The organism is Niallia oryzisoli, from assembly GCF_036670025.1.
GTDB lineage: Bacteria > Bacillota > Bacilli > Bacillales > Cytobacillaceae > Bacillus_BD > Bacillus_BD oryzisoli.
On sequence record NZ_CP137640.1, the window covers coordinates 1,332,104 to 1,356,907 of the forward strand.

Here is a 24,804-nt window from a genome sequence, read left to right on the forward strand (position 1 = left end):
AGATCTCGCAGGTACTTTTCTAATTCATTACAATTCCCTTCGAATAAATCATAAAATTAGAAGGGAATGCTCTTACTTTCGCGAATTATTTAATAGTGTATTGATTCCTTAATTCTGCTATGTCATCCTCAAATTTCAAATGTGTTGCCTGAAAGACGTGTTCAAACACATCACCTAGTTCATTTTCGAGGACTTTTATTCCTTCTCCTGTTATACCTCCTTTTACGCAAACCTTTTTCTGCAGTGTAGGCAATGTGTAGTGCCCTTGACGAAGTAATTCTCCCAGTCCAATTAACATTTCACTCGCCAAAATAGTTGCTTTATCTTGATCGATTTTTGTTTCATGCACAGCTGCCTGAATAAAACGCTGTGTTAAATAACTGAAAAAAGCGGGTCCACAACTGACAATATCTGAGGCAACTCGCGTAATATCCTCGGAAATCTCAATTGGTGTAGAAATATGATTAAAAAGTTCAATAATAGACTCTTTCCATACATGTGTGCATTTTTGTCCAAAGGATACTAATGTAACACCGGCAAGGGCCCTGTTTGTAATACTCGGTATGACTCTTGCAACTGAACAAGGAAGTACTGATTCCAGCTGTTCAACATTAATTGGGCTTGTAATGGAAATAACGCATTTTTCCTTTGTTAAATACGGTTGAAGCCTCTTTGTTACAGGATAAACATCATGTGGTTTTACGCAGATAAAAATTAAATTGCACATTTTCCCTATCTTTTCAATGTCCTTCGTTATTCGTATTTCCGGGTATTGTTGTTTAATGGAAAAAGCCTTTGAAATGGTTCTATTTGTAATCATTATGGAGGAAGGGGAAACGGCCTTTCCATCCACTAATGCTTCTGTTAAGATTCTCCCCATATTTCCTGTTCCAATGATCCCGACATCCATTGTACCACCCCTCCTTTACAGACCCACTCTCATATCATGCTATGTGTAAAGCCTTGGATTTATGCTTATTCAAAGAAACCATTATTTTTTATGCGGAAAGGAATGGTTGCCATGAAGGATTGGCTAAAAGAAAATAAAATGTATTTATTGATTGTCATGTTGGTGGTCATAACGGTTGGAATTTATTTTATCTTCCCTTCGGAAAAGGAACAATCCGAAAATGGGTTAAATGATGGTTGGATGCAAAGTAAAAATGATGATCTTTCAGAAGAAAAGGGGAATGATTCAGAAAAAGGCGAGACAAAGGTGGAACAGGAAAAAATTTTAATTGATGTAAAAGGTGCTGTAACCTCCCCTGGAGTATATGAAGCCTATTCTGGAGATCGTGTTCAAGATGTCATTAATCAAGCTGGGGGACTGATGGAAACAGCTGATCAAAAAAACGTTAATTTTGCGATGAGGGTTGTTGATGAAATGGTATTATATATACCTATGATAGGTGAAGATAATCAGGCGACAACGGAAGTACAAAGCAGTTTTACCACCGGTGGCGCAGCATCGGGAAAAACGCTTGTTAACCTTAATACAGCTTCCGATACTGAATTAGAAACATTACCTGGAGTAGGGCCGGCGAAAGCAGCCGCAATCATGGAGTATCGTGAAACAAATGGCCGTTTTCGTTCCATTGAGGAGTTAATGGAGATCAGTGGGATTGGCGAAAAAACGTTTGAAAAGCTTAAAGAGTATATCACCGTTAACTAGGATAGTACAAGTGAATCAGTCGTGATACAATTAAAGGACGATATATCGTTTTTTAAAGGAGAAGGACGTTCATGACAATGAAAAGAAAAAGCTGGGATGACTATTTTTTGGATATTGCAGAAGAGGTCGGGACACGCTCAACATGTCCAAGGCTTCATGTCGGATGTGTGATTGTTAAGGATAAACATATTGCATCTACAGGTTATAATGGCTCCATTCATGGTCATGATCACTGTGAAGATGTAGGTTGTTTAATTAACGAGCAGGGAAGATGTATCCGCACACTTCATGCAGAAGAAAATGCTGTTCTACATGCGGATAGAGTCCTGCTAAAAGGTGCAACGGCTTATGTAACACATGAACCGTGTGAAAAATGCGCTAAAACCCTTGCGCAGTCAGGAATAGCTAGAATTGTTTATAGAGATGCCTATCCAAATAAATGGAATGAAATTTTTTTAAAGGATATTGAAGTGGTACATTTGCCGAGAACGGAAATGTAGGTTTACTTGTTATGTACGGAGAGGAGTTGCTTATCTATATTTAAGGATCAAGGAATAAAGTAACCCGCTCCGTGTATCAGAGGAGTCCTGGTATATGAATAATAATGGAATATTTTATGCAGCTGCTGCCTTTTTAGGGATTATGGCTTCACTGCAGAGTCTCCCTATGTTAATGATTATATTTGGTTTGTATTTAATCTTTCTAATTAAAAACAAGAAGTATCGATTCGTACACATGACAGTTATTATTTGTTTATTTTTCGCCTTATTCATCAGAACAGAAATGGAACTTGCTAATAATAAATCCAATTTAACAGGAAAAGAACAACGTTTTGAACTCTTCTTTCATGAAATTGGAAAAATTGATGGTGATCGCCTGACGATAAGGGTGCTAGATCGGAAAAGATCAGAAACCCTCGTTGTAAAATATCGGATTCAATCAGAGAAAGAGAAACACATACTAACTCAAGAATTAACCCCCGGAATGGTCTGCTACGTAGAAGGACAACTTAAGGAGCCTTCTGTTTCTACAAATGAAAATGCCTTCGATTATAAAAACTATTTAAAGCAAAATCACATCTATTGGATTCTCGAGCCTGAACAATTAAGCTTAAATACATGTAGTAAGAATTCTACGTTATTAACTGCATTAAGAAAAATTCGTGCAGAGGGTATCCGGTATTTACAATCCAATTTTCCAGAGGAAACAGTACCATTAGCTGCGGCCCTGCTTTTCGGTACCAGTGACTTGCTTTCATCTGACACAATGGATCATTATCGGGACCTCGGTCTTGTCCATTTATTAGCTATTTCAGGTCTCCACATTGCGATTATTGTAGCAATTGTCAACTACTTGCTTCTCCGAATTGGAATTACGAGAGAAAAAAGCCTCTTACTTATAATCATTTGTCTACCTATCTATTGCATTTTAACAGGTGCTTCTCCTTCGGTTAACCGTTCTGTCCTAATGACCATGCTGATACTTATTGGAAAAAGATGGGGAAGAAACAATCATTTTAATCCATTGGATGTCATCAGTCTGACATTTCTTCTTTATCTGCTTGTTTCTCCATTCGCTATTTTTAACATTGGTTTTCAGCTCTCCTTTTTAGTGACCTTTACTTTACTTATTTCATCAGTATATATCCTGCAAAGGTACGAACATTCTGTTTCCCTTTTACTGTCTACTTCACTTCTTTCTATGGTTGTTACTGCTCCGCTGCTCTTGTATTTCTTTTTTGAGTTCTCGATTATTACCCTTCTTGTTAACCTGCTTTATATTCCCCTTTTTAATTTCATTTTACTCCCGTATGTATTATTTGGGTTTGTGCTCCATTTACTTTTCGGAAGCCTTGTGAACCCGTTGTTGATTCCTCTAAATAGCCTGATTTCATTTACGAGTCAAGTAACGGAGAAAATCTCCAGTCTGCCATGGAATACAATTATTTTAGGGCGTCCTGCTTTGCCGTTGCTTTTTTTATATGTTTGGGGTCTTTTCTTATTTTTTGTCCTGTGGGAAAAGGAAGTATCTTTAAAAAGGCAATTTCTGCTTTTTTTGCTGCCTTGTTTCCTCTTTTTTGGACAATTTGTCGTGACAAACTATTCCTCTTATGGGGAGGTAACTTTTTTGGATGTCGGGCAGGGAGATTCTATCTATATTAGGCTGCCATACGGTAAGGGGAATTATTTAATCGATACGGGAGGGAATCGGCCGTTTGAAAAAGAGCCATGGCAGGTAAGAGATGGTTTTGAAGTAGGAGAGGACACGGTCGTCCCTTTTTTAAAAAGTAAGGGAGTAACTACGATTGATAAGCTGATATTGACGCATGGTGATACAGACCATGCAGGCGGTGCAAAAGCGGTTATGAAAGAGCTGCAGGTTCATGAATTAGTACTGCCAGATGTAAAAGAAAAGAGCGAATTAGAGGCTGAACTGATACAAACAGCACTTCGAAAAAACACAGCAGTCCGGTATGCTCATGACGGTGACAGCTGGCAGGCAGGTGAAAACCATTTTTATATCCTTTCTCCAACGAAGAAAAGTACTATGAGCGCTAATAATGGTTCCCTTGTCTTGTATACAGTACTTGGTGATATTTCCTGGCTGTTTACGGGTGATCTTGAAAAGGAGGGAGAAGCGAGGCTGATTGAGAAATATCCCCAGTTGTCAGTGGATGTATTGAAGGTTGGTCATCATGGAAGCAAATCATCAACAACGGAGACATTTCTTGACCACATAACACCCAAAATAGCCGTCATTTCTGTAGGCGAGCAAAATTCCTTTCGCCACCCGCACCGTGACGTAATTGAAAGATTAGAAAAAAGAAAAATAATTATTGTAAGAACAGATCTAAATGGGGCCATAACATACACATTCAAAAAAGAGGCAGGCACCTTTTCTGTTCATCATCCATAGGATATACCATAATTAAAAGAGACTACAGAATGTAGTCTCTAAATTGGAAGCTATGTAAAATTAGGATCCAATAAATTGAATAACAGTTGCGATAATAAATAATGTTGCGAAAAATCCAAACGAAACAATAAAACCTACCCCAGAATCGACAGCATCATTACGTTTACTTTGTACATTTTGTTCAAATTCGTTCACAATTTTCCCCCCCTAATATTCTGATAATAGTATAAGCGATTGGAAAGAAAAAATCTACTCCTCAATGAATCCGCTTCCTTAACTGACAACAGTTGTCATTAATATATGAAATTCTTCAGGTCAAAATATAGATAACGTGATACCGTCAAGCATTTATGTTACCTAGGACGTAAATGACTGGCGTTTATTATAGATTTGGAATTGGTGCTTTCCTTTAGTGCCAATTCCTTGGATTACTTGTCAAATCCCCTCGTCTTCTTTACGATAGATATAAACGAAAGACGTATTTGATCGGAGCGAGGAAGATGATATTTGAATTATGGAAGTCAATAAAAAGAAAAGAGTTTGCTCTTGTTTATTTATTATTTGGGAAAGAGTCCTTTCTCATTAATGAAACAAGACAGCTTCTTATCAATCACGTGCTTCATGAAGACGAGGCGGAATTTAATTTATCCACTTATGACCTTAGTGAAACACCAGTTGAACTAGCAATTGAAGATGCTGAAACATTTCCATTTATGGGTGATAGAAAGCTGATTTTTTTACATAATCCGCAGTTTTTAACAGCTGAGAAGACAAAGGAAAAGGTTGAACATAATCTGGCAAGGCTTGAGGCATATATTAAAGAGCCTGCACCATATTCGATTGTTGTATTTGTAGCACCTTATGAAAAATTGGATGAACGAAAAAAGCTGACGAAAGAACTTAAGAAGAGCGCTGTTACGTTTGAAGCAAATAAATTATCCGAGGCTGAACTAAAAAATTGGATTCGTTCAAGAGCTGAATATAATGGAGTGACGATCGAGCCTGAGGCAATAGAACTGATGTTGACACTTGTCGGGACAAATTTATTTATGCTTACAAGCGAAATAGATAAGATCTCATTATACATCGGGAAAGGCTTAACCATTGATGCGAAGACGGTTGATCTCCTTGTTGCGCGTTCTTTAGAGCAGAATATCTTTACGTTAGTAGATAAAATAGTCTCGCGAAAAATTGAAGATGCTTTACGGATTTATTATGATCTATTAAAACTGAATGAAGAACCGATTAAAATTTTGGCTGTTATTACAAACCAATTCCGCTTGATTTATCAAGTAAAGGAATTGGCAAAACGGGGTTATGGACAAAAACAGATTGCCACTCATATTAAAATCCATCCTTTCCGCGTGAAACTGGCAGCAGGCCAGGCACAAAGGTTTTCTGAAGAAGAACTAACCCGGATTATGAAACAATTGGCGGAAGCGGATTACCAAATGAAAACAGGAAAAATGAATAAAGAATTGTTGATCGAATTGTTTTTGCTTAAGTTAAAATAATTGAAATAAAAAAGCTGTCCCCAAGGGGGAACAGCCTTTTTATTTCAATTATGCATTTAAAGAGTTCATCTTTTTCATTAAACGAGATTTCTTTCTCGCAGCAGCATTTTTATGGATAAGACCTTTAGCAGCTGCTTTGTCTAACTTACGTGCAGCATCTGCGTAAGTGCCTGTTGCTGCAGTAGCATCGTTATTCACAACTGCTGCTTCAACCTTTTTCACAGCAGTACGCATATCAGATTTAACCATATTGTTTTGCGCATTTCTTTTTTCAGTTGTTTTTACACGTTTGATTGCAGATTTAATATTTGGCATTCGGTTCACCTCCTAAGAAAAGCATCGAGATTATATGAACTCGATTTTACATTCAATAACCCATTTGCAACAAAAGATATTTTATCAAATACAGGTTAAGAATGCAATACTCCTAATATATTTTGCGATAGTTTCCTTCCTGCTAAATAATGTTATTGCCCAACTTTGAGTCATTAGTAAATGTATTTTGAATGATTTCCATTTTTTCGGTAAAGATAATAAATAAATGATTAGGGGGGATTGTTTTGAATGAATCTATTGATTTAAGTCAATATTCTGTTCGTACAGATCTTGCCATTGAAGCCAGGGAGATGGTCCTTAGTGAAAAAAATGTCAGTGAACAAGAGAATCTTTCCCAAATAAAAGGCGTTATTATTAAGGAAAAAGAAGAAAATGATATAAAAATTTCCCTTGTTGAGGTTACCGAGGAAGGCGAGAAGGTAATAGGTAAAAAAGAAGGAAAGTATTTAACAATCGAAGTGGTAGGAATTCGACAAAGTGATACGGAACTGCAAAAAAAGGTAGAGGAAGTTTTTGCAAGAGAATTCTCGCATTTTCTAAAGCAAAGCGGGATTAAGGAGGACGCCTCCTGTTTGATTGTTGGACTTGGTAACTGGAATGTTACACCTGATGCTTTAGGACCGCAGGTGTGTGAAAATGTTCTCGTTACAAGGCATCTCTATCAGCTCCAACCAGAAAGTGTGGAAGAGGGATTTCGCCCTGTTAGTGCTATTGCTCCAGGTGTTATGGGACTGACCGGGATCGAAACAAGCGATATTATTTTTGGTGTGGTGGAAAAGACGAAACCTGATTTTGTTATTGCCATTGATGCATTAGCATCAAGATCAATTGAAAGAGTGAATTCTACGATTCAAATCTCTGATACGGGTATCCATCCCGGATCAGGGGTAGGAAATAAACGTAAGGAGTTAAGTAAAGAAACGTTAGGAATTCCAACTTTTGCTATTGGTGTTCCCACCGTTGTAGATGCTGTATCGATTACAAGTGATACGATTGATTTTATTCTAAAACATTTTGGTAAAGAGCTCCGTGAAGGGAACCGTCCATCACGTGCATTAGCACCAGCGGGTATGACATTTGGAAAACGTAAGAAGCTGACAGAGGAAGATTTACCTGAGGAGCAGCAGCGAAAAACCTTTTTAGGAATGGTTGGAACATTGGAAGATGAAGAAAAGCGGAAATTAATCTATGAGGTATTGGCACCTCTAGGTCATAATCTGATGGTGACACCAAAAGAGGTGGATGTGTTTATTGAGGATATGGCTAACTTATTGGCAAATGGACTGAATGCCAGTCTACATAGCTCAATCGACCAAGGAAATGCAGGCTTCTATACGAGATAAAGGGTTTTCAGTTCTCAATATTAAACACCAACCGCCACAAAATGTGGCGGTTTTTAGTCAATTTTCAACACAAAATACTTCTGCTTTCATGGTGCTATCAAGCTGCAGCGCCTAGCCCCTCGAGGTCTTAAGCCGTGGCGACAAGAAGGTTAAAGAACAACCTTCATGTCACCCCGTCTTAAGCTTGTCGGGGCTGGACAAGGCGCTTCCGCTCATAAATTTTCGTTCTACCTTTTCTAGCAAGTACATATGAATTAGTAGACTTGCTTGGAAGAGGTGGAACAAGTGAAATTTGTAAAATCAGACCAGATGGTGGTTACCGTTAAAGGGACTAGTTTATTAAAAGTGATAATCGGCTTCGCAGGGTTTCTTCTATTGATTTTTGTGATTAGCGGTTTGTTAACGGCATTAAAACCAGAGTACCGGCCGGCATCATCATCTGTCCATTCTGCTGCAACGAATATAACAGGGGATATGCTCTATCATTTAATTGGCTGGGAAAATCATTATTTCTTGCAAGGATTACCGGATTCCAGTCCAACTCCCAAGCTAACTCAATACCTTTTCAAGCTTTCAACCAATGTGAACCTTGATGACCCTCGAAGTTTACTAGGAAGAGAACTTCCGGCCTTCTATTTATTTGATACAGAAATACTAGTAGCCGGTGAAGGTACTAATTATACAAATATGCCGATAGAATCAGGGCCGCCGCTCGAAGTACTGCAGGCTGAGAAGGAAGCTGCTTTGCAGAATACAGAAGGGATTGGCGGACAGTCCGGGAATGAACCGGATGCACCTCCTCATACCACCGGAGACAGGAAAGTAGTCTATGTGTACTTTACTCATAATCGCGAATCCTTTCTGCCGCACTTAAAAGGTGTTACAGACCCGAATTTGGCTTTTCATTCTCAATTAAATGTGACCAATATTGGGGATAAGCTTAAAGAAGAGCTGGAGGCAAGAGGAATTGGTACCGTGGTCGATAAAACAGACGTACAGGCAAATTTATCTAGTAAAGGGTTAACCTATGCACAATCCTATCAGGAATCTAGAGCCATTGTGGAGGCGGCTGTTACAGGGAACCGTGATTTAACGTATTTAATTGATATTCATCGAGATTCCCGCAGAAAAAAGGATACGACCATTGAGCTTAATGGAAAGTCGTATGCAAAGCTGGCTTTTATTATCGGCGGAGAACATGCAAATTACGAAAAAAATCGTGCTTTTGCTAATGAACTCCAAGGCATGCTTGATCAAAAATATAATGGTTTAAGCAGAGGCGTATTTACAAAAAAAGGTGCCGGAACAAATGGAAAGTTTAATCAGGACTTATCTGAGAAGGCTATTCTCGTAGAAATTGGCGGTGTCGATAATACCTTTGAGGAACTAAATAATTCAGCTGTAGTGTTGGCTGATGTCATTAGTGAATATTACTGGCAGGCAGAAAAGGTTGATGGATCGAATCAAAGTCCAGCAAATGAAGGCTAGAAAGAGAGTGACCGGTTATGAAAATGTTTATGCTAAAATCGATGCTGATAGCAGCTCTGATGTTTGTTTCCGTTTTATTCGGAATGCAGCAGGCTAATGTCGGAATCCAGCATATGAAGGGATATTCTAATGATCAATTCAAAGGAGCTTTTACACTTGAGGAAAGCGGTGACGGTGAATTAGAGGCATCCATTCTTGGAAATGATGTCTCTAGTCATGATTTAGAGCAAAAGAAAAAAGAGCTGGAAGAAATGAAAGCTTTTAATTTTTTCTCTTCATTAGGAAAAAGTCTAGCAGATGCTCTTTCACATGTAACGGAAAAAATCATTCAACTACTAACCGGTCTTATTACAGGTGAGAAATAATCAAGCGGAAACAATCAATTAATAGAGTGCAAGACCATCATTGAATCTTCGTTATCCTGCTGTTATAATCAAAAATAGTGTAAATGTGGAAGTATAGTAGGAGTGAACGATATGAACAGAGAAGATAGACTAAAAAGGCAAGAAAAAATTCGTAATTTTTCCATCATCGCTCATATCGACCATGGGAAATCGACATTAGCAGATCGAATTTTAGAAAAAACGAATGCACTAACGAAACGTGAAATGAAGGATCAGCTCCTTGATTCTATGGATTTGGAAAGAGAAAGAGGAATTACGATTAAACTAAATTCCGTCCAGCTTAAATACCAAGCAAAGGATGGAGAAATTTATACCTTTCATTTAATAGACACTCCTGGACATGTAGACTTTACTTATGAAGTGTCCCGCAGTCTTGCAGCATGTGAAGGTGCTGTGCTTGTAGTAGATGCAGCGCAGGGAATCGAAGCGCAAACGTTAGCAAATGTTTATTTAGCGCTAGATAATGATTTAGAAATTGTCCCGGTCATCAATAAAATTGATTTACCAAGTGCAGATCCTGAGCGGGTTAGACAGGAAATTGAAGATGTAATTGGACTTGATGCATCTGAGGCGGTACTAGCGTCTGCAAAAGCAGGCATTGGTATTGAAGAAATTCTTGAACAAATAGTAGAAAAAGTGCCTGCACCAAGTGGGGATCCAGAAGCTCCTCTAAAGGCACTTATTTTTGATTCTTTATATGATGCGTATCGTGGGGTTGTTGTTTATATTCGTGTCGTTGACGGTACTGTCAAAGTCGGCGACAAAATCAGAATGATGGCAACCAACAAAGAGTTTGAAGTAACAGAGGTTGGTGTTTACAATCCACGAGCGTGTGCTGTTGATGAATTGACAGTTGGTGATGTCGGATATTTGGCAGCCTCTATTAAAAATGTTGGTGACACTCGAGTCGGGGATACGATTACAAATGCAAAAAATGGGGCAACTGAGTCATTACCAGGGTACAGAAAGCTAAACCCAATGGTATATTGCGGATTATACCCGATCGATAATGCCCGCTTTAATGATTTGCGTGAAGCACTTGAAAAGCTTCAATTAAATGATTCAGCGCTTCAATTTGAACCGGAAACGTCACAGGCACTTGGCTTTGGATTCCGCTGTGGGTTTTTAGGACTCTTGCATATGGAAATTATTCAAGAACGGATTGAACGTGAGTTTAAAATTGACTTAATTACAACTGCTCCAAGTGTTATATACGAAGTGATTATGACAGACGGTTCAAATGTAAAGGTAAGTAATCCATCTGAAATGCCGGAGCCGCAAAAAATTGACAGAATTGAAGAGCCGTATGTTAAAGCTACCATGATGGCACCAAATGATTATGTTGGTACAATTATGGAACTTTGTCAAGGTAAGCGAGGCAACTTCATGAATATGGAGTATATGGATGAATCCCGTGTTGCTATCATCTATGAAATCCCGCTTTCTGAAATTGTTTATGATTTCTTTGATCAGCTAAAATCAAGTACAAAGGGATATGCTTCGTTTGATTATGAATTAATTGGCTATAAACCGTCTAAGCTTGTTAAAATGGACATCCTTTTAAATGGTGAAAAAGTTGATGCATTAAGCTTCATCGTTCATAAAGACTTTGCTTATGACCGTGGGAAGGTTATTGTCGAGAAGCTGAAGGAACTAATCCCGCGTCAGCAGTTTGAAGTACCGGTTCAAGCTGCAGTTGGACAGAAAATTATTGCCAGAACAAACATCAAATCAATTGGTAAAAACGTCCTGGCAAAATGTTATGGTGGAGATATTTCCCGTAAACGTAAGCTTTTAGAAAAGCAAAAAGAAGGGAAAAAACGCATGAAGCAAGTTGGATCTGTTGAAGTTCCGCAGGAGGCCTTTATGGCAGTACTGAAAATGGATGATGGTAACAATCCAAAGAAATAACTTCTTGCAAGGTTAAATAAACAGCATATACGGAAAAAGAGGTTAGCTGTTCTTCTCTAGGTTAAGAGCAGCTTAGCCTCTTTTTCATATGATATGGAGGGAACATTATGATTCATGCTGCCTATGTCCATATTCCTTTTTGTGAGCACATTTGTCATTATTGTGATTTTAATAAGGTATTTTTAAAAGGACAGCCTGTAGACGACTACTTATCAGCACTTGAAAAAGAAATAAAACTGACGCTATCAAAGACACCAACAAAGTCCTTAAATTCCATCTTTGTCGGCGGGGGAACTCCAACAGCTTTAAGCGAAAAACAGCTTGAAAGATTATGCAGTATGATTCAGCATCATTTACCTTTCACTAATGAAGCAGAATATACCTTTGAGGCTAATCCTGGCGATTTAACAGAGGATAAACTAAAGGTTCTTTTTGATTTAGGAGTAAATCGACTCAGTTTCGGTGTTCAGTCATTTAATGATGAGCTTCTCAAAAGGATAGGCAGGACTCATAAAGCTGAAGATGTATTTCGTTCAGTTGAAGCAGCAAAAAGAATTGGGTTCCATAATATTAGCATAGATTTAATATATGGATTACCAGGTCAAACAATTGAGGATTTTAATCAAACAATAGAGGCTTCATTTTTATTGGAAACAACCCACTTTTCAGGGTACTCGCTCATTATTGAACCAAAAACGATCTTTTATCAATTGCATAATAAAGGGAAGCTGCCGCTTCCTGATGAAGATGACGAAGCGGCAATGTATGACCTGCTAATGAATCAAATGGAGAAGCACGGATATCAGCAATATGAAATCAGTAACTTTTCGAAAAAGGGATACGAAAGCCGTCATAATTTAACCTATTGGAATAATGAGCATTACTATGGTTTTGGCGCAGGTGCTCATAGTTATATAAATGGGGTGCGCCGCTCCAATTACGGCCCATTAAAAAAATATATGACTCCACTTGAAAACCATCAATTTCCTATAATGGATGAGTCTAAATTAAGTGAAAAAGAAATGTGGGAAGAAGAAATGTTTCTTGGCTTACGAAAAATAAAAGGTGTTTCCATTGAGCACTTTATTGAAAAATTTGGTAAGAGCCCGCATGTCATTTTTGAAGATGTAATAAATGAATTGGTGAAGAAAGAATTAATTCTTGTAAAAGATGAATATATATCGCTAACAAAAAAAGGCTTATTTTTAGGGAATGAGGTATTTCAAGCGTTTTTATTAAATTAGAAGGTAAAAAAGCGATTTCATACATCATTTCATGGTTGTATTTATATTGACATTCTGGCCCTACATTTGATATTTTAATATTAGATTTAGCACTCGGTAATCATGAGTGCTAACAGAGGTGATGAATATGTTAACGGATCGACAGCTGCTTATTCTGCAAGTGATCGTTGATGATTTCATCCAATACGCCCAACCGGTTGGATCTAGAAGCTTGGCAAAAAAGGATGAGATATCTTTCAGTTCTGCCACAATCCGTAATGAAATGGCAGATTTAGAAGAACTGGGATTTATTGAAAAAACTCATACATCTTCCGGTAGAATACCGTCTGAACAAGGATATCGATATTATGTCGATCATTTACTTTCACCGCAGAAATTAAATTTTCAAGATATCCATAAAGTAAAGTCGATTTTTGCCGAACGCATATATGAAATGGAAAAAATCGTGCAAAAATCAGCGAAAATCTTATCTGATCTCACAAATTATACTGCTATTGTGCTTGGGCCTGCTGTAAGGGAAAATAAATTGCGTAGAATTCAAATTATACCATTGAACCAAGATACAGCAGTGGCCATTATTGTTACAGATACAGGTCATGTGGAAAATAAAATATTCCAATTACCTGAAGCGATGAATGCCAGTGATCTTGAGAAAACTGTGAATATTTTAAATGAGCGCTTGGCAGGAGTGCCGCTGGACAGCTTAAATAATAAATTGTTCAAGGAAGTCGCCGACCTGCTTCGCCAGCACATTGAAAACTATGATATTATGCTGAATATCATTGGTGATTCTCTTCAGGTTTCACATAATGAAAAGCTATTCTTCAGCGGGAAAACGAATATGTTAAGCCAGCCAGAGTTTCATGATATTGAGAAGGTTCGCAATCTGCTTGATTTAATTGAGCAGGAAACAGATTTTTATGACATTATTCGTAAGAACCCACGTGGAATTCATGTAAAAATCGGCCGTGAAAATGTAAACTCGGCTTTGGAGGATTGCAGCTTTATAACAGCTTCCTATTCTATCGGAAAAGAACAGTTGGGCTCCATTGCTATTCTTGGACCGACAAGAATGGAATATTCCAGGGTTATTAGTTTAATGCAATTATTATCCCATGACTTATCTGCCGTCTTAACTAAGCTGTATCAAATGAAATAGACGTGGAAATATTGTTAAGGGTGGAAGAAACCATTTCCATCCCTTTCAATATGTTATCCTATATAAATATTAAAGATAAATGCGCGTGACAAATTGTTCTCGCATATCATTTAAGGGAGGTGACAATGGTGTCAGAAAAAGAATTAAATCAAGAAGAATCAACTGTAAAAACTGCTGACAATTCAGCTGATGTTGAAGCAGTTGAAGAGGTTTTTGCTGAAGAGCCTCCGAAAGAAGAAGATAATAGTGAACAGCTTTTGCAAACAGAACTTGATGAACTGAAAAAGCAAAATGCTCAGTTGCAGACGAAACTGGAGGAAGCGGAAAATCGAATTCTTCGTATGCAAGCAGACTTTGAAAATGCTCGTCGCCGTGCAAGGCTTGATCTTGAGGCGAGTGAAAAATATAAAGCTCAAAGCTTGATAACTGATTTATTGCCTGCTATCGATAATTTCGAAAGAGCGCTTAGCATGGAAGCAGATAATGAACAGGCTAAATCGTTATTACAAGGGATGGAAATGGTCTACAGAAGTTTGCTTGATGCTCTTAAAAGTGCAGGTGCTGAGCATATAGAAGCGGTTGGAAAAGAGTTTGATCCTCACCTTCATCAAGCTGTTATGCAAGTGGAAGATGAAAACTTTGGTTCTAACATTGTAGTGGACGAATTTCAAAAAGGTTATATTTTAAAGGACAGGGTGATCCGTCCTTCAATGGTTAAAGTAAATCAGTAACCTACATATCGATTGGGAGGAAAGGAATATGAGCAAAATTATTGGTATTGACTTAGGTACAACAAACTCCTGTGTTGCCGTCATGGAGGGTGGAGAACCAAAAGTTATTCCAAATCCAGAAGGTAACCGGACTACACCATCTGTTGTGGCATTTAAAAATGGTGAACGTCAAGTTGGGGAAGTAGCTAAACGTCAGGCAATCACAAATCCAAATACAATTATTTCAATTAAACGTCATATGGGAACAAGTTTTAAGGTGGAAGTAGAAGGGAAAGAGTACAGTCCACAGGAAATCTCAGCTATTATCCTGCAAAATTTAAAAGCAACTGCAGAAGCTTATCTTGGTGAAGAAGTAACAAAAGCAGTTATTACCGTTCCTGCTTATTTTAATGATGCAGAACGTCAAGCAACAAAAGATGCTGGTAAAATTGCCGGCCTTGAAGTTGAACGTATTATTAACGAACCAACTGCTGCAGCACTAGCTTATGGTCTTGATAAGACAGATGAAGATCAAACAATCCTTGTTTTTGACTTAGGTGGCGGTACTTTCGACGTATCTATCCTTGAACTTGGTGACGGAGTATTCGAAGTAAAAGCGACTGCTGGTGACAACCGTCTTGGCGGTGACGACTTTGACCAAGTAATTATCGATTATTTAGTTGATCAATTCCGTAAGGAAAACGGTATCGATCTTTCAAAAGATAAAATGGCCGTACAGCGTTTGAAAGATGCTGCGGAAAAGGCGAAAAAAGATTTATCAGGTGTAACAAGCACACAAATCTCATTGCCATTCATTACAGCTGGTGAAGCAGGTCCATTACACTTGGAAGTAACGTTAACACGAGCTAAATTTGATGAGCTTACTGCACACCTTGTCGAACGTACAATGGGACCAACTCGTCAAGCACTAAGTGATGCGGGTCTTTCAACGTCAGAAATTGACAAAGTTATCCTTGTTGGTGGATCTACACGTATTCCTGCTGTGCAAGAAGCAATCAAGAAAGCAACAGGAAAAGAACCGCATAAAGGTGTAAACCCTGACGAAGTAGTAGCAATGGGTGCAGCTGTTCAGGGCGGTGTTATCACAGGTGATGTGAAGGATGTTGTACTACTTGATGTAACACCACTATCACTTGGTATCGAAACAATGGGCGGCGTGTTCACGAAGCTGATTGATCGAAATACAACCATTCCTACTTCAAAATCACAGGTATTCTCAACTGCTGCTGATAACCAAACAGCTGTTGATATCCATGTGTTACAAGGTGAACGTCCAATGGCTGCCGATAACAAAACGCTTGGACGTTTCCAATTAAGTGATATACCGCCAGCACCAAGAGGAATTCCGCAAATTGAAGTATCATTTGATATTGATAAAAACGGTATTGTTAATGTTCGTGCAAAAGACCTTGGTACAAATAAAGAACAAACCATTACGATTAAGTCTTCTACTGGTTTAACAGATGAAGAAATCGAAAAAATGGTTAAAGAAGCTGAGTTGAATGCTGAAGCTGATAAGAAGCGTAAAGAGGAAGTAGAGCTTCGCAACGAAGCAGATCAGCTTGTTTTCCAAACAGAAAAAACGTTAAAAGATCTTGAAGGTAAAGTAGACGAAGCAGAAGTTCAAAAAGCTAATACAGCTAAAGATGAACTAAAAGCTGCTATTGAGAAAAATGATCTTGATGAAATTCGTGCCAAGAAGGATGCCTTACAAGAGGTTGTTCAAAACCTTTCTGTAAAACTATATGAAGAAGCTGCAAAACAAGCTCAAGCTGCACAGGGAGCTGAGGGCGCAAACGGTCCTAAAGGCGATGATGTAGTAGATGCAGAATTCGAAGAAGTTAAAGACGATAAATAATTAGAAGACTCTCCCTAGCCGCCCTAGAACGGCTGGGAATAGGTCTGTTAACAAAAAAGCAAATTTTTAATATGATGAAATAAAAGTCAAAGTCAGGTCTCACTTGGCTTTGACTTTTATTTTACTCTAAAATTAATTGCGATAACCTATATAGAAATGCTACAATAATTTTTATGTGAAAACTCGGGGAGTGGCAATAATGGATAAAAGGGATTACTATGAGGTACTTGGCGTAAGCAAAAGTGCATCAAAGGATGAAATCAAAAAAGCATATCGAAAGCTTTCAAAACAATATCATCCGGATATTAACAAAGAACCAGATGCGGAAGAGAAATTTAAAGAAGTAAAAGAAGCATATGAAGTATTGAGTGATGATCAAAAACGCTCCCACTATGACCAGTTTGGTCATACCGATCCAAACCAAGGTTTTGGCGGCTTTGGCGGCGGTGGAGATTTCGGTGGTTTCGGCGGTTTTGAAGATATTTTCAGTACCTTCTTTGGCGGCGGAGGTACACGGCGCCGTGATCCGAATGCACCAAGACAGGGTGCAGATTTACAATATACAATGACGTTGGATTTTGAAGAGGCAGTATTCGGTAAAGAAACAGAAATTGATATTCCGCGCGAAGAAAATTGTGAAACATGTAATGGGACTGGTGCCAAAAAAGGAACACAGCCTGAAACATGTTCACATTGTCATGGAACGGGTCAATTAAATATTGAACAGAATACACCTTTTGGCAGAATTGTCAATCGCCGTGTATGTAATTATTGTCATGGTACAGGTAAAGAAATTAAGCACAAATGCTCAACCTGTGGCGGTACAGGGAAAGTGAAGAAACGCCGTAAGATTGCGATCAAAATTCCTGCAGGGATTGATGACGGCCAGCAATTACGCGTTTCTGGACAGGGTGAACCTGGTACTAACGGCGGCCCGGCAGGTGACTTATATGTTGTCTTCCAAATCCGATCACATGAGTTTTTTGAACGTGATGGGGATGATGTATATTGCGAAATGCCGATTACCTTTGCGCAGGCAGCACTTGGTGATGAAATTGAAGTGCCAACGCTGCATGGAAAAGTAAAGCTTAAAGTGCCTAGCGGGACACAGACAGGCACAAAGTTCCGTTTGCGGGGAAAAGGAGTACCGAATGTGCGTGGACGCGGCACAGGAGACCAGCATATCATTGTCAAGGTTATTACGCCAACGAAGTTAACTGAGAAGCAAAAGCAATTGCTGCAAGAATTTGCTGAAATCTCAGGAGGCGTGCCAAAAGATGATCAAGAGGAAGGCTTTTTTGGAAAAGTAAGAAGAGCGTTCAAGGGTGAATAACAATTAGGAGTTGGGTAGAGTTGAAATGGTCAGAAATCAGTATTCATACAACAAACGAAGCAATTGAACCGATTTCCAATATCCTGCATGAAGCAGGGGCTAGCGGTGTGGTCATAGAAGACCCAGTAGAACTTGTGAAAGAAAGGGAAGATCGATTCGGCGAAATCTACCAACTTAATCCGAAAGATTACCCGGAAGAAGGCGTTATTATTAAAGCTTATCTGCCGATAAACAGTTTTTTAGGCGAAACAGTTGAAGAAATCAAAGAGGCAATTAATAACCTGATCATTTACAATATTGATATCGGAAAAAATAGTGTTTCTCTTTCTGAGGTTCATGAAGAAGAATGGGCGACTGCTTGGAAAAAGTATTATCATCCGGTGAAAATTTCTAAACATTTTACGATTGTTCCGACATGGGAAGACTATACACCCGTAACTAGTGACGAGCTCATCATTGAATTGGACCCAGGTATGGCATTTGGTACAGGGACACATCCAACGACTGTAATGAGTATTCAAGCGTTAGAGCAGACAGTCAAAAAAGGTGACAAGGTTATTGATGTTGGTACCGGATCAGGTGTATTAAGTATTGCTGCCGCCCTGTTAGGAGCCCAAAAGGTAACTGCTTTAGACTTAGATGAAGTTGCAGTTCAATCGGCGAGATTAAATTTAAAGCTGAATAAAGTACAAGAGGTTGCAGAGGTTCAGCAAAATAATTTACTTGAAGGAATCGACATAAAAGCAGATGTGATTGTAGCCAATATTCTAGCTGAAGTGATTTTGCGCTTTACAGACGACGCTTATAAATGTGTAAAAGAGGGCGGCTATTTTATCACCGCCGGGATTATCCAACAAAAAAAGGACCAAGTGAAAAGTTCCATTGAAGAGGCCGGATTTGAAATAGAAGAAACTCTTTATATGGAGGACTGGGTCGCATTTATTGCCAAAAAAAAATAAAGGTACAGAAAAGGGCAAAGTGTTAATTTCCACACGCCCTTTTTAATTGTGATGCGGTAAGATAATCTAGTTGCGCAGGGGTTGACTTAGCCGCTTCCATTTTATTTAAGGGATGGTGCTTAGATGCAGCGTTATTTTGCTTCTTATTCTCCAGAAAATCATTGTTTTATTATTACGGGTGAGGATTGTCATCATATTTCCAAAGTAATGAGGATGAAAGAAAAGGATGAAATCCTCTGCGTCAGCGAAGATCAAAAAACAGCTGTTTGTTCAATTGCAGAAATTTCCACTGACCAAGTAATTGCTGACGTTATACAATGGAAGGAAGAGTCGGTTGAACTGCCTGTCCAAGTAACAATCGTGAGCGGCCTGCCTAAAGGGGATAAGTTTGAATGGATCATTCAAAAGGGAACCGAACTGGGTGCATCAAAGTTTATCCCTTTTACTGCAGATCGTTCTGTCGTAAAATGGGATGGTAAAAAAGCTGATAAAAAAATAATCAGATGGCAAAAAATTGCAAAAGAAGCTGCTGAGCAATCTCATCGAACGGTAATCCCCGAGATTACACAGCCTGTCAATCTATCGTCACTACTAAAATATGCAGAAGGTTATGATGTGAAATTAGTGGCCTATGAAGAAGAGGCAAGACTCGGGGAGGTAAAGGTACTTGTTTCTAGTTTAAACGAACTGGAAAAGGGGGGATCCTTACTTGTTCTATTTGGACCTGAAGGCGGTTTATCCACTGGGGAAGTCGAAAAACTGATTGCGGGCGGCTTTCGTCCTTGCGGGCTGGGACCAAGAATCTTACGGACGGAAACAGCTCCGTTGTACCTATTATCCGCAGTGTCATATCATTTAGAATTATTGAGGTGAATTATACATGCAGACAGTTGCATTTCATACACTTGGCTGTAAGGTAAACCACTATGAAACAGAAGCCATTTGGCAGTTATTTAAACAAGAAGGCTATGAACGCGTAGATTTCGAATCAAGATCAGATGTATATATTATTAATACATGTACAGTAACGAATACTGGAGATAAGAAAAGCCGACAAGTGATCCGCAGGGCCATCAGAAAAAATCCTGATGCTGTGATTTGTGTTACAGGCTGCTATGCACAAACGTCTCCGGCTGAAATTATGGCCATCCCTGGTGTAGACATCGTGATTGGAACACAGGACCGTGTGAAAATGCTTGACTATATTAACCAGTATAAAGAAGTACGTCAGCCGATTAATGCAGTAGGAAATATTATGAAAAGTCGTGTCTACGAAGAATTAGATGTGCCATCTTTTACGGATCGTACACGTGCATCATTGAAAATCCAAGAAGGCTGTAATAATTTCTGTACGTTCTGTATTATTCCATGGGCAAGAGGTTTAATGCGTTCACGTGATCCGAAGGAAGTTATTCATCAGGCCCAGCAGCTTGTTGATGCCGGCTATAAAGAGATCGTGTTAACCGGAATCCATACTGGCGGGTATGGGGCAGATTTAAAGGATTATAATCTCGCCATGCTGTTACGTGATTTAGAAGCAAATGTCAAAGGTTTAAAACGTCTTAGAATTTCTTCAATTGAGGCAAGCCAAATAACCGATGAAGTAATTGAAGTCATTAAGCAATCGAATGTAATTGTCAGACATTTGCATATTCCACTTCAATCTGGTTCAGATACAGTTTTAAAAAGAATGAGAAGAAAGTATACAATGGCTTCGTTTGCAGAAAGATTAAGAAAATTAAGGGTAATTATGCCTGACTTAGCTGTTACATCTGATGTAATTGTAGGTTTCCCAGGTGAAACGGAAGAGGAATTTATGGAGACCTATAATTTTATCAAGGAACATCAATTTTCTGAACTCCATGTCTTTCCGTATTCAAAACGGACAGGTACTCCTGCAGCTAGAATGGAAGACCAGGTTGATGAAGAAGTGAAAAACGAGCGTGTTCACCGTCTTATAGCCTTGTCTGATCAGTTGGCAAAGGAATACGCTTCTAAATTTGAAGGGCAAGTATTGGAAGTTATTCCTGAAGAGGAATTTAAAGAGGCAGCAGGTAATGGTTTATATGTCGGTTATACCGATAATTATTTAAAGGTTGTTTTCCCAGCTACAGAAGAGATGGTCGGAGAAATTGTAAAAGTTAAAATCGATAAAGCAGGCTATCCACACAATGAAGGGCAATTTGTCAGGGTCATTGAGAATTCTGAGCTGAAAAATGAGGCAGTATAATAGTTATCAGAAGAAAGTAATCGGGAAAACTGATAATTGAAATCGACTTTAGGGGCCTCCTAAAAGGGCCTAAATTTGATGAAAAATAAACAATCGATACAAGTCGAGACGAATTACAGTTGACCTTGTTTCTCTGATATATTATAATTGCAAAGTACATGGGATTTCCATGGATTGATGTAAGTGTGTTGTGCTCGGAGGGAGGGAAAGAGAATGTCTAAAACTGTCGTTCGTAAAAACGAATCGCTTGAAGATGCTCTTCGACGCTTCAAACGTACTGTTTCTAAATCAGGTACTATACAAGAAGCTAGAAAGCGCGAATTTTATGAAAAACCTAGCGTAAAACGTAAGAAGAAGTCTGAAGCTGCAAGAAAACGCAAGTTTTAAGAGAGGGTGTAATTCATGAATCTTCTCGAACGTTTAAATTCCGATATAAAACAGGCGATGAAAAATAAAGAAAAAGATAAGCTTACGACTATTCGTATGATAAAAGCTTCCATTCAAAATGAAGCTATCAAGCTAGGGTCTGAGCTGTCTGAAGAAGAAGAATTAACTGTCCTTTCACGTGAAGTTAAACAACGCAAGGACTCCCTCCATGAATTTGAAAAGGCTGGTCGTGAAGATCTCGCAGAAAAAATTCGTACTGAATTGCAGTACGTAGAATTATATATGCCTGAGCAGCTATCTGAAGAGGAAGTGACTGAAATTGTCAAACAAGCTATTTCAGAAACGGGTGCTTCATCAAAAGCAGAAATGGGAAAAGTGATGTCAGCGGTAATGCCGAAAGTAAAAGGCAAAGCAGATGGCTCACTTGTAAATAAACTTGTACAACAACACCTTTCATAACAAACAATTTACATTATGATGTTTAAAAGACTGCAGTTATCTGCAGTCTTTTTAATTGTTACAATACATATTAAGAATATGAAACTTTTATGAGTATAAATCGTAAATATCCTTAGGGTGTTTTGCTGGAGGGGGTGGAGTATGTTAAGACGTTTTGCTGGTTATATATGCAGCATACCTGTTTTTTATCTACTTTCTTTTCCAACAGGTGTTAGTGCTTCTATGATGAAAGGGGATGGTCAAACAAGTTATAGCTTTTTGGAACAGCTTGCCTTATTTATCACCCATCCAATTGTCATAACGATACTATTAACAATTGGATTTTTAGGATTTGTAGTTGAATTGTTTACACCAAGAATTGGTCTTCCTGGTATTGTTGGCACTTCTGCGTTTCTGTTGTTTTTTTATGGACATTTAGTGACCGGTTTGGCAAATGTTAGCGCGCTAATCTTATTTGCAGTTGGAATTGTTCTTATTTTATTAGAATTGGTTTTACCGGGGGGAATTATCGGGATTTTTGGATTTGGTGCGTTTCTGGCGAGTTTTTTTCTCGCGGGGGAGAATTTTGTCTATACCGGTATTTCCTTACTCATTGCATTCATGATTTCTATTCTAGCCTGTGTGGTTATGATAAAGGTGTATGATAAGAAAATGAAATTTTTTAAAAAGTTAATTCTAAATGATTCAACAAGTACAGAGCTTGGGTATGTTTCAAATAAAAATCGAACAGAACTTATTGGTGTCATTGGCACTGCATTAACCGACCTTCGTCCTTCAGGGACTGTTACGGTCGGAGATGAACGAATTGATGTGGTGTCTGAAGGCGGATTTATCACTAAAGGTTCACAGGTAAAGATTATAAAAGTTGAGGGCTCTAGAGTTGTCGTTAGGGAATTTGTGAAAAAAGAGAATGAATAAAGGAGGATTATTATGGCATTAACAGCAGGATCGGCCATTTTAATTGTAGCCGTTGTAATTGGGGTTATCTTATTGGCGGTGTTATTTACATTTGTTCCCGTTATGCTGTGGATTTCAGCTCTTGCTGCTGGAGTAAGAGTCAGTATTTTCACATTAATTGGGATGCGGTTAAGAAGAGTTATTCCAAGCCGGGTCATTAACCCATTAATTAAAGCCCATAAGGCTGGAATAAATGTAACAACTAATCAACTTGAGAGTCATTACTTAGCAGGCGGTAATGTTGACAGAGTGGTTAACGCTCTAATTGCGGCACACCGTGCGAATATTGAGCTTATGTTTGAACGTTGTGCAGCGATTGACTTAGCGGGCAGAGATGTATTAGAGGCGGTACAAATGAGTGTTAACCCGAAAGTTATTGAGACTCCGTTTATTGCCGGAATGGCGATGAATGGGATTGAAGTAAAAGCGAAGGCGAGAATAACGGTCCGGGCAAATATCGATCGACTTGTCGGAGGTGCAGGAGAAGAAACCATTATTGCCCGTGTAGGGGAAGGGGTTATTTCGACCATTGGTTCGTCGGAACATCATACGAAAGTATTGGAAAATCCTGATATGATATCGCAAACAGTCTTGGCAAAAGGTCTGGATTCCGGAACAGCATTTGAAATCTTATCGATTGATATTGCGGATGTTGATATCGGTAAAAACATTGGCGCACATCTGCAAATGGAGCAGGCTGATGCTGACAAAAATATTGCCCAGGCAAAAGCTGAAGAACGCCGGGCTATGGCGGTTGCGAAGGAGCAGGAAATGAGAGCCCGGGTTGAAGAGATGAGGGCTAAGGTTGTTGAATCTGAAGCAACTGTTCCACTTGCCATGGCAGAGGCGCTTCGTTCAGGTAATTTAGGGGTTATGGATTATATGAATCTGCAAAACATTACTGCTGATACGGATATGAGGGAATCAATCGGAAAGATGACAGGTCCTAAAGATAATCCTACTAAAAAGAAATAGGACTGGACTAGATGAAGCAGCAGAAAGGGGGTTTCTTCATTGGAAATACTCTTTGACAATCCTTTTATCGTCATCATCTTAATTGCAGTCATATTTTCTTTGTTTAAAAACAAGAAAAAAGCAGCTCAAGATCAAAAGCGAAATATGGGCTACCCAACGGCAAAGAAACCGGTAAGGTCAAGCAGTCCGTTTGATGAGATGAAAGATATCTTTAAGGAAGTTACACGAACTCTATCGGAAGAGAGTCAGACACCGATGAAAAAGAATGAAGAAATGCATCGGGAAAAAAATGAAAATGAGGCTCATCCATTAAAAGATACATTCAAGCAAAAGAATGTTGTGACGGAAAATAATAAAGGGATCACAACGGGAACACCGCACGTACCTGCCCCGCAGTCGATAAGCATGGAGAAAAAGGAGAATGGCATGAAAATTGATGAATCCACACTAGTGGATGCCGTTGTCTGGGCTGAAATATTGGGCCCGCCCCGTGCAAAGAATCCATATCAAAAACGTAAACCTGGAAGTTAGTCCTCTTAACAAAAAAAGGTGCTAGAACTCTGTTTCATTTCATACATATGAGATGAAAGGGGGTTCTTTTTTTATGGCGAAAAAGTGGGGACAATACCTCCGCAATTGGGTAACAAAGAATATGGAGCTTCCTCAGGATGTCATGATGGATTTACCCCGGATTACGATGATTGGACATATACATATCTATATTGAAAACCATCGTGGATTAATTACTTTTTCAGATAAAGAGCTTAGACTGCTTTTAAAACAAGGGCAGCTATTAATAAAAGGAAAAGCATTTGTCATCAAGGCAATCATGCCCGAAGAGATATTATTGGAAGGAAAAATAGATCAAGTCATTTATCTTCAAGAATAAAAGCGGAGGCGCAAATAAAGCGGGGGCACGTGTTTAGTG

At 38.8% G+C, this 24,804-nt stretch carries 25 protein-coding genes; 22 read left to right on the forward strand and 3 right to left on the reverse strand.

What is annotated here, in order from left to right:
* Positions 1-85 precede the first annotated feature (85 nt).
* A complete protein-coding gene (gene comER / locus R4Z09_RS06630; protein ID WP_338451550.1) occupies positions 86-910 on the reverse strand; it encodes a late competence protein ComER in 825 nt (274 codons plus the stop codon).
* 111 nt (positions 911-1,021) lie between these two features.
* On the opposite strand from comER, the gene R4Z09_RS06635 reads away from it, so the two are divergent.
* The 3 genes from R4Z09_RS06635 (at position 1,022) to R4Z09_RS06645 (ending at position 4,588) form a co-directional block, all read left to right on the forward strand.
* A complete protein-coding gene (locus R4Z09_RS06635) occupies positions 1,022-1,672 on the forward strand; it encodes a helix-hairpin-helix domain-containing protein (RefSeq protein ID WP_338451551.1) in 651 nt (216 codons plus the stop codon).
* A 71-nt stretch (positions 1,673-1,743) separates the two neighbouring features.
* The gene (locus R4Z09_RS06640) at positions 1,744-2,172 is read left to right on the forward strand and encodes a cytidine/deoxycytidylate deaminase family protein (protein WP_338451552.1); all 429 of its coding nucleotides are present in this window, start codon (positions 1,744-1,746) and stop codon (positions 2,170-2,172) included.
* Positions 2,173-2,266: 94 nt separating this feature from the next.
* Complete coding sequence (locus R4Z09_RS06645) at positions 2,267-4,588, forward strand: DNA internalization-related competence protein ComEC/Rec2 (protein WP_338451553.1); 2,322 nt, start codon at positions 2,267-2,269, stop codon at positions 4,586-4,588.
* Positions 4,589-4,648: 60 nt separating this feature from the next.
* Here the strand turns inward: R4Z09_RS06645 and R4Z09_RS06650 are convergent, their stop codons facing one another.
* A complete protein-coding gene (locus R4Z09_RS06650) occupies positions 4,649-4,783 on the reverse strand; it encodes a YqzM family protein (protein ID WP_338451554.1) in 135 nt (44 codons plus the stop codon).
* A 305-nt stretch (positions 4,784-5,088) separates the two neighbouring features.
* Here R4Z09_RS06650 and holA point away from each other — a divergent pair, with 305 nt between their 5' ends.
* The gene (gene holA, locus R4Z09_RS06655; RefSeq protein WP_338451555.1) at positions 5,089-6,102 is read left to right on the forward strand and encodes a DNA polymerase III subunit delta; all 1,014 of its coding nucleotides are present in this window, start codon (positions 5,089-5,091) and stop codon (positions 6,100-6,102) included.
* 48 nt (positions 6,103-6,150) lie between these two features.
* Here holA and rpsT read toward each other — a convergent pair whose 3' ends face one another.
* A complete protein-coding gene (gene rpsT, locus R4Z09_RS06660) occupies positions 6,151-6,417 on the reverse strand; it encodes a 30S ribosomal protein S20 (protein ID WP_338451556.1) in 267 nt (88 codons plus the stop codon).
* Positions 6,418-6,662: 245 nt separating this feature from the next.
* Between rpsT and gpr the strand changes: the two genes are divergently transcribed.
* The 18 genes from gpr to yqfC all read left to right on the forward strand — a co-directional run bounded on the left by gpr (position 6,663) and on the right by yqfC (position 24,765).
* Positions 6,663-7,781 (forward strand): GPR endopeptidase, encoded by a 1,119-nt coding sequence (gene gpr, locus R4Z09_RS06665; RefSeq protein ID WP_338451557.1) that lies wholly within the window; start codon positions 6,663-6,665, stop codon positions 7,779-7,781.
* Positions 7,782-8,066: 285 nt separating this feature from the next.
* Positions 8,067-9,269 (forward strand): stage II sporulation protein P, encoded by a 1,203-nt coding sequence (spoIIP, locus tag R4Z09_RS06670; protein ID WP_338451558.1) that lies wholly within the window; start codon positions 8,067-8,069, stop codon positions 9,267-9,269.
* A 17-nt stretch (positions 9,270-9,286) separates the two neighbouring features.
* Entirely contained in the window at positions 9,287-9,634 is a 348-nt protein-coding gene (locus tag R4Z09_RS06675; protein WP_338451559.1) for a YqxA family protein, read from the forward strand.
* A 111-nt stretch (positions 9,635-9,745) separates the two neighbouring features.
* Positions 9,746-11,584, forward strand: a complete 1,839-nt coding sequence (gene lepA / locus R4Z09_RS06680) for a translation elongation factor 4 (RefSeq protein WP_338451560.1) — start codon at positions 9,746-9,748, stop codon at positions 11,582-11,584.
* A 107-nt stretch (positions 11,585-11,691) separates the two neighbouring features.
* Complete coding sequence (gene hemW, locus R4Z09_RS06685; RefSeq protein WP_338451561.1) at positions 11,692-12,828, forward strand: radical SAM family heme chaperone HemW; 1,137 nt, start codon at positions 11,692-11,694, stop codon at positions 12,826-12,828.
* Between the two features lie 127 nt (positions 12,829-12,955).
* A complete protein-coding gene (gene hrcA, locus R4Z09_RS06690; RefSeq protein ID WP_338451562.1) occupies positions 12,956-13,987 on the forward strand; it encodes a heat-inducible transcriptional repressor HrcA in 1,032 nt (343 codons plus the stop codon).
* 125 nt (positions 13,988-14,112) lie between these two features.
* Positions 14,113-14,718: a nucleotide exchange factor GrpE gene (gene grpE, locus R4Z09_RS06695; protein ID WP_338451563.1), complete on the forward strand. Its 606-nt coding sequence runs from the start codon at positions 14,113-14,115 to the stop codon at positions 14,716-14,718.
* 28 nt (positions 14,719-14,746) lie between these two features.
* On the forward strand, positions 14,747-16,576 hold the full coding sequence (gene dnaK, locus R4Z09_RS06700; RefSeq protein WP_338451564.1) for a molecular chaperone DnaK: 1,830 nt from the start codon (positions 14,747-14,749) through the stop codon (positions 16,574-16,576).
* Between the two features lie 199 nt (positions 16,577-16,775).
* Positions 16,776-17,909, forward strand: coding sequence for a molecular chaperone DnaJ (gene dnaJ, locus R4Z09_RS06705; protein WP_338451565.1), 1,134 nt, complete (start codon positions 16,776-16,778; stop codon positions 17,907-17,909).
* Between the two features lie 20 nt (positions 17,910-17,929).
* Complete coding sequence (gene prmA / locus R4Z09_RS06710) at positions 17,930-18,868, forward strand: 50S ribosomal protein L11 methyltransferase (RefSeq protein WP_338451566.1); 939 nt, start codon at positions 17,930-17,932, stop codon at positions 18,866-18,868.
* Between the two features lie 123 nt (positions 18,869-18,991).
* On the forward strand, positions 18,992-19,741 hold the full coding sequence (locus R4Z09_RS06715) for a 16S rRNA (uracil(1498)-N(3))-methyltransferase (protein WP_338451567.1): 750 nt from the start codon (positions 18,992-18,994) through the stop codon (positions 19,739-19,741).
* Between the two features lie 7 nt (positions 19,742-19,748).
* Complete coding sequence (gene mtaB / locus R4Z09_RS06720; protein WP_338451568.1) at positions 19,749-21,098, forward strand: tRNA (N(6)-L-threonylcarbamoyladenosine(37)-C(2))-methylthiotransferase MtaB; 1,350 nt, start codon at positions 19,749-19,751, stop codon at positions 21,096-21,098.
* A 213-nt stretch (positions 21,099-21,311) separates the two neighbouring features.
* Positions 21,312-21,485: a 30S ribosomal protein S21 gene (rpsU, locus tag R4Z09_RS06725; RefSeq protein ID WP_015595024.1), complete on the forward strand. Its 174-nt coding sequence runs from the start codon at positions 21,312-21,314 to the stop codon at positions 21,483-21,485.
* A gap of 15 nt (positions 21,486-21,500) precedes the next feature.
* A complete protein-coding gene (locus R4Z09_RS06730; protein ID WP_338451569.1) occupies positions 21,501-21,944 on the forward strand; it encodes a GatB/YqeY domain-containing protein in 444 nt (147 codons plus the stop codon).
* Between the two features lie 141 nt (positions 21,945-22,085).
* A complete protein-coding gene (locus tag R4Z09_RS06735) occupies positions 22,086-22,862 on the forward strand; it encodes an NfeD family protein (RefSeq protein ID WP_338451570.1) in 777 nt (258 codons plus the stop codon).
* Positions 22,863-22,874: 12 nt separating this feature from the next.
* Positions 22,875-23,876 (forward strand): flotillin-like protein FloA, encoded by a 1,002-nt coding sequence (gene floA, locus R4Z09_RS06740; RefSeq protein ID WP_338451571.1) that lies wholly within the window; start codon positions 22,875-22,877, stop codon positions 23,874-23,876.
* A 39-nt stretch (positions 23,877-23,915) separates the two neighbouring features.
* Complete coding sequence (locus tag R4Z09_RS06745) at positions 23,916-24,407, forward strand: hypothetical protein (protein WP_338451572.1); 492 nt, start codon at positions 23,916-23,918, stop codon at positions 24,405-24,407.
* 73 nt (positions 24,408-24,480) lie between these two features.
* On the forward strand, positions 24,481-24,765 hold the full coding sequence (gene yqfC, locus R4Z09_RS06750) for a sporulation protein YqfC (RefSeq protein ID WP_338451573.1): 285 nt from the start codon (positions 24,481-24,483) through the stop codon (positions 24,763-24,765).
* Positions 24,766-24,804: the final 39 nt, after the last annotated feature.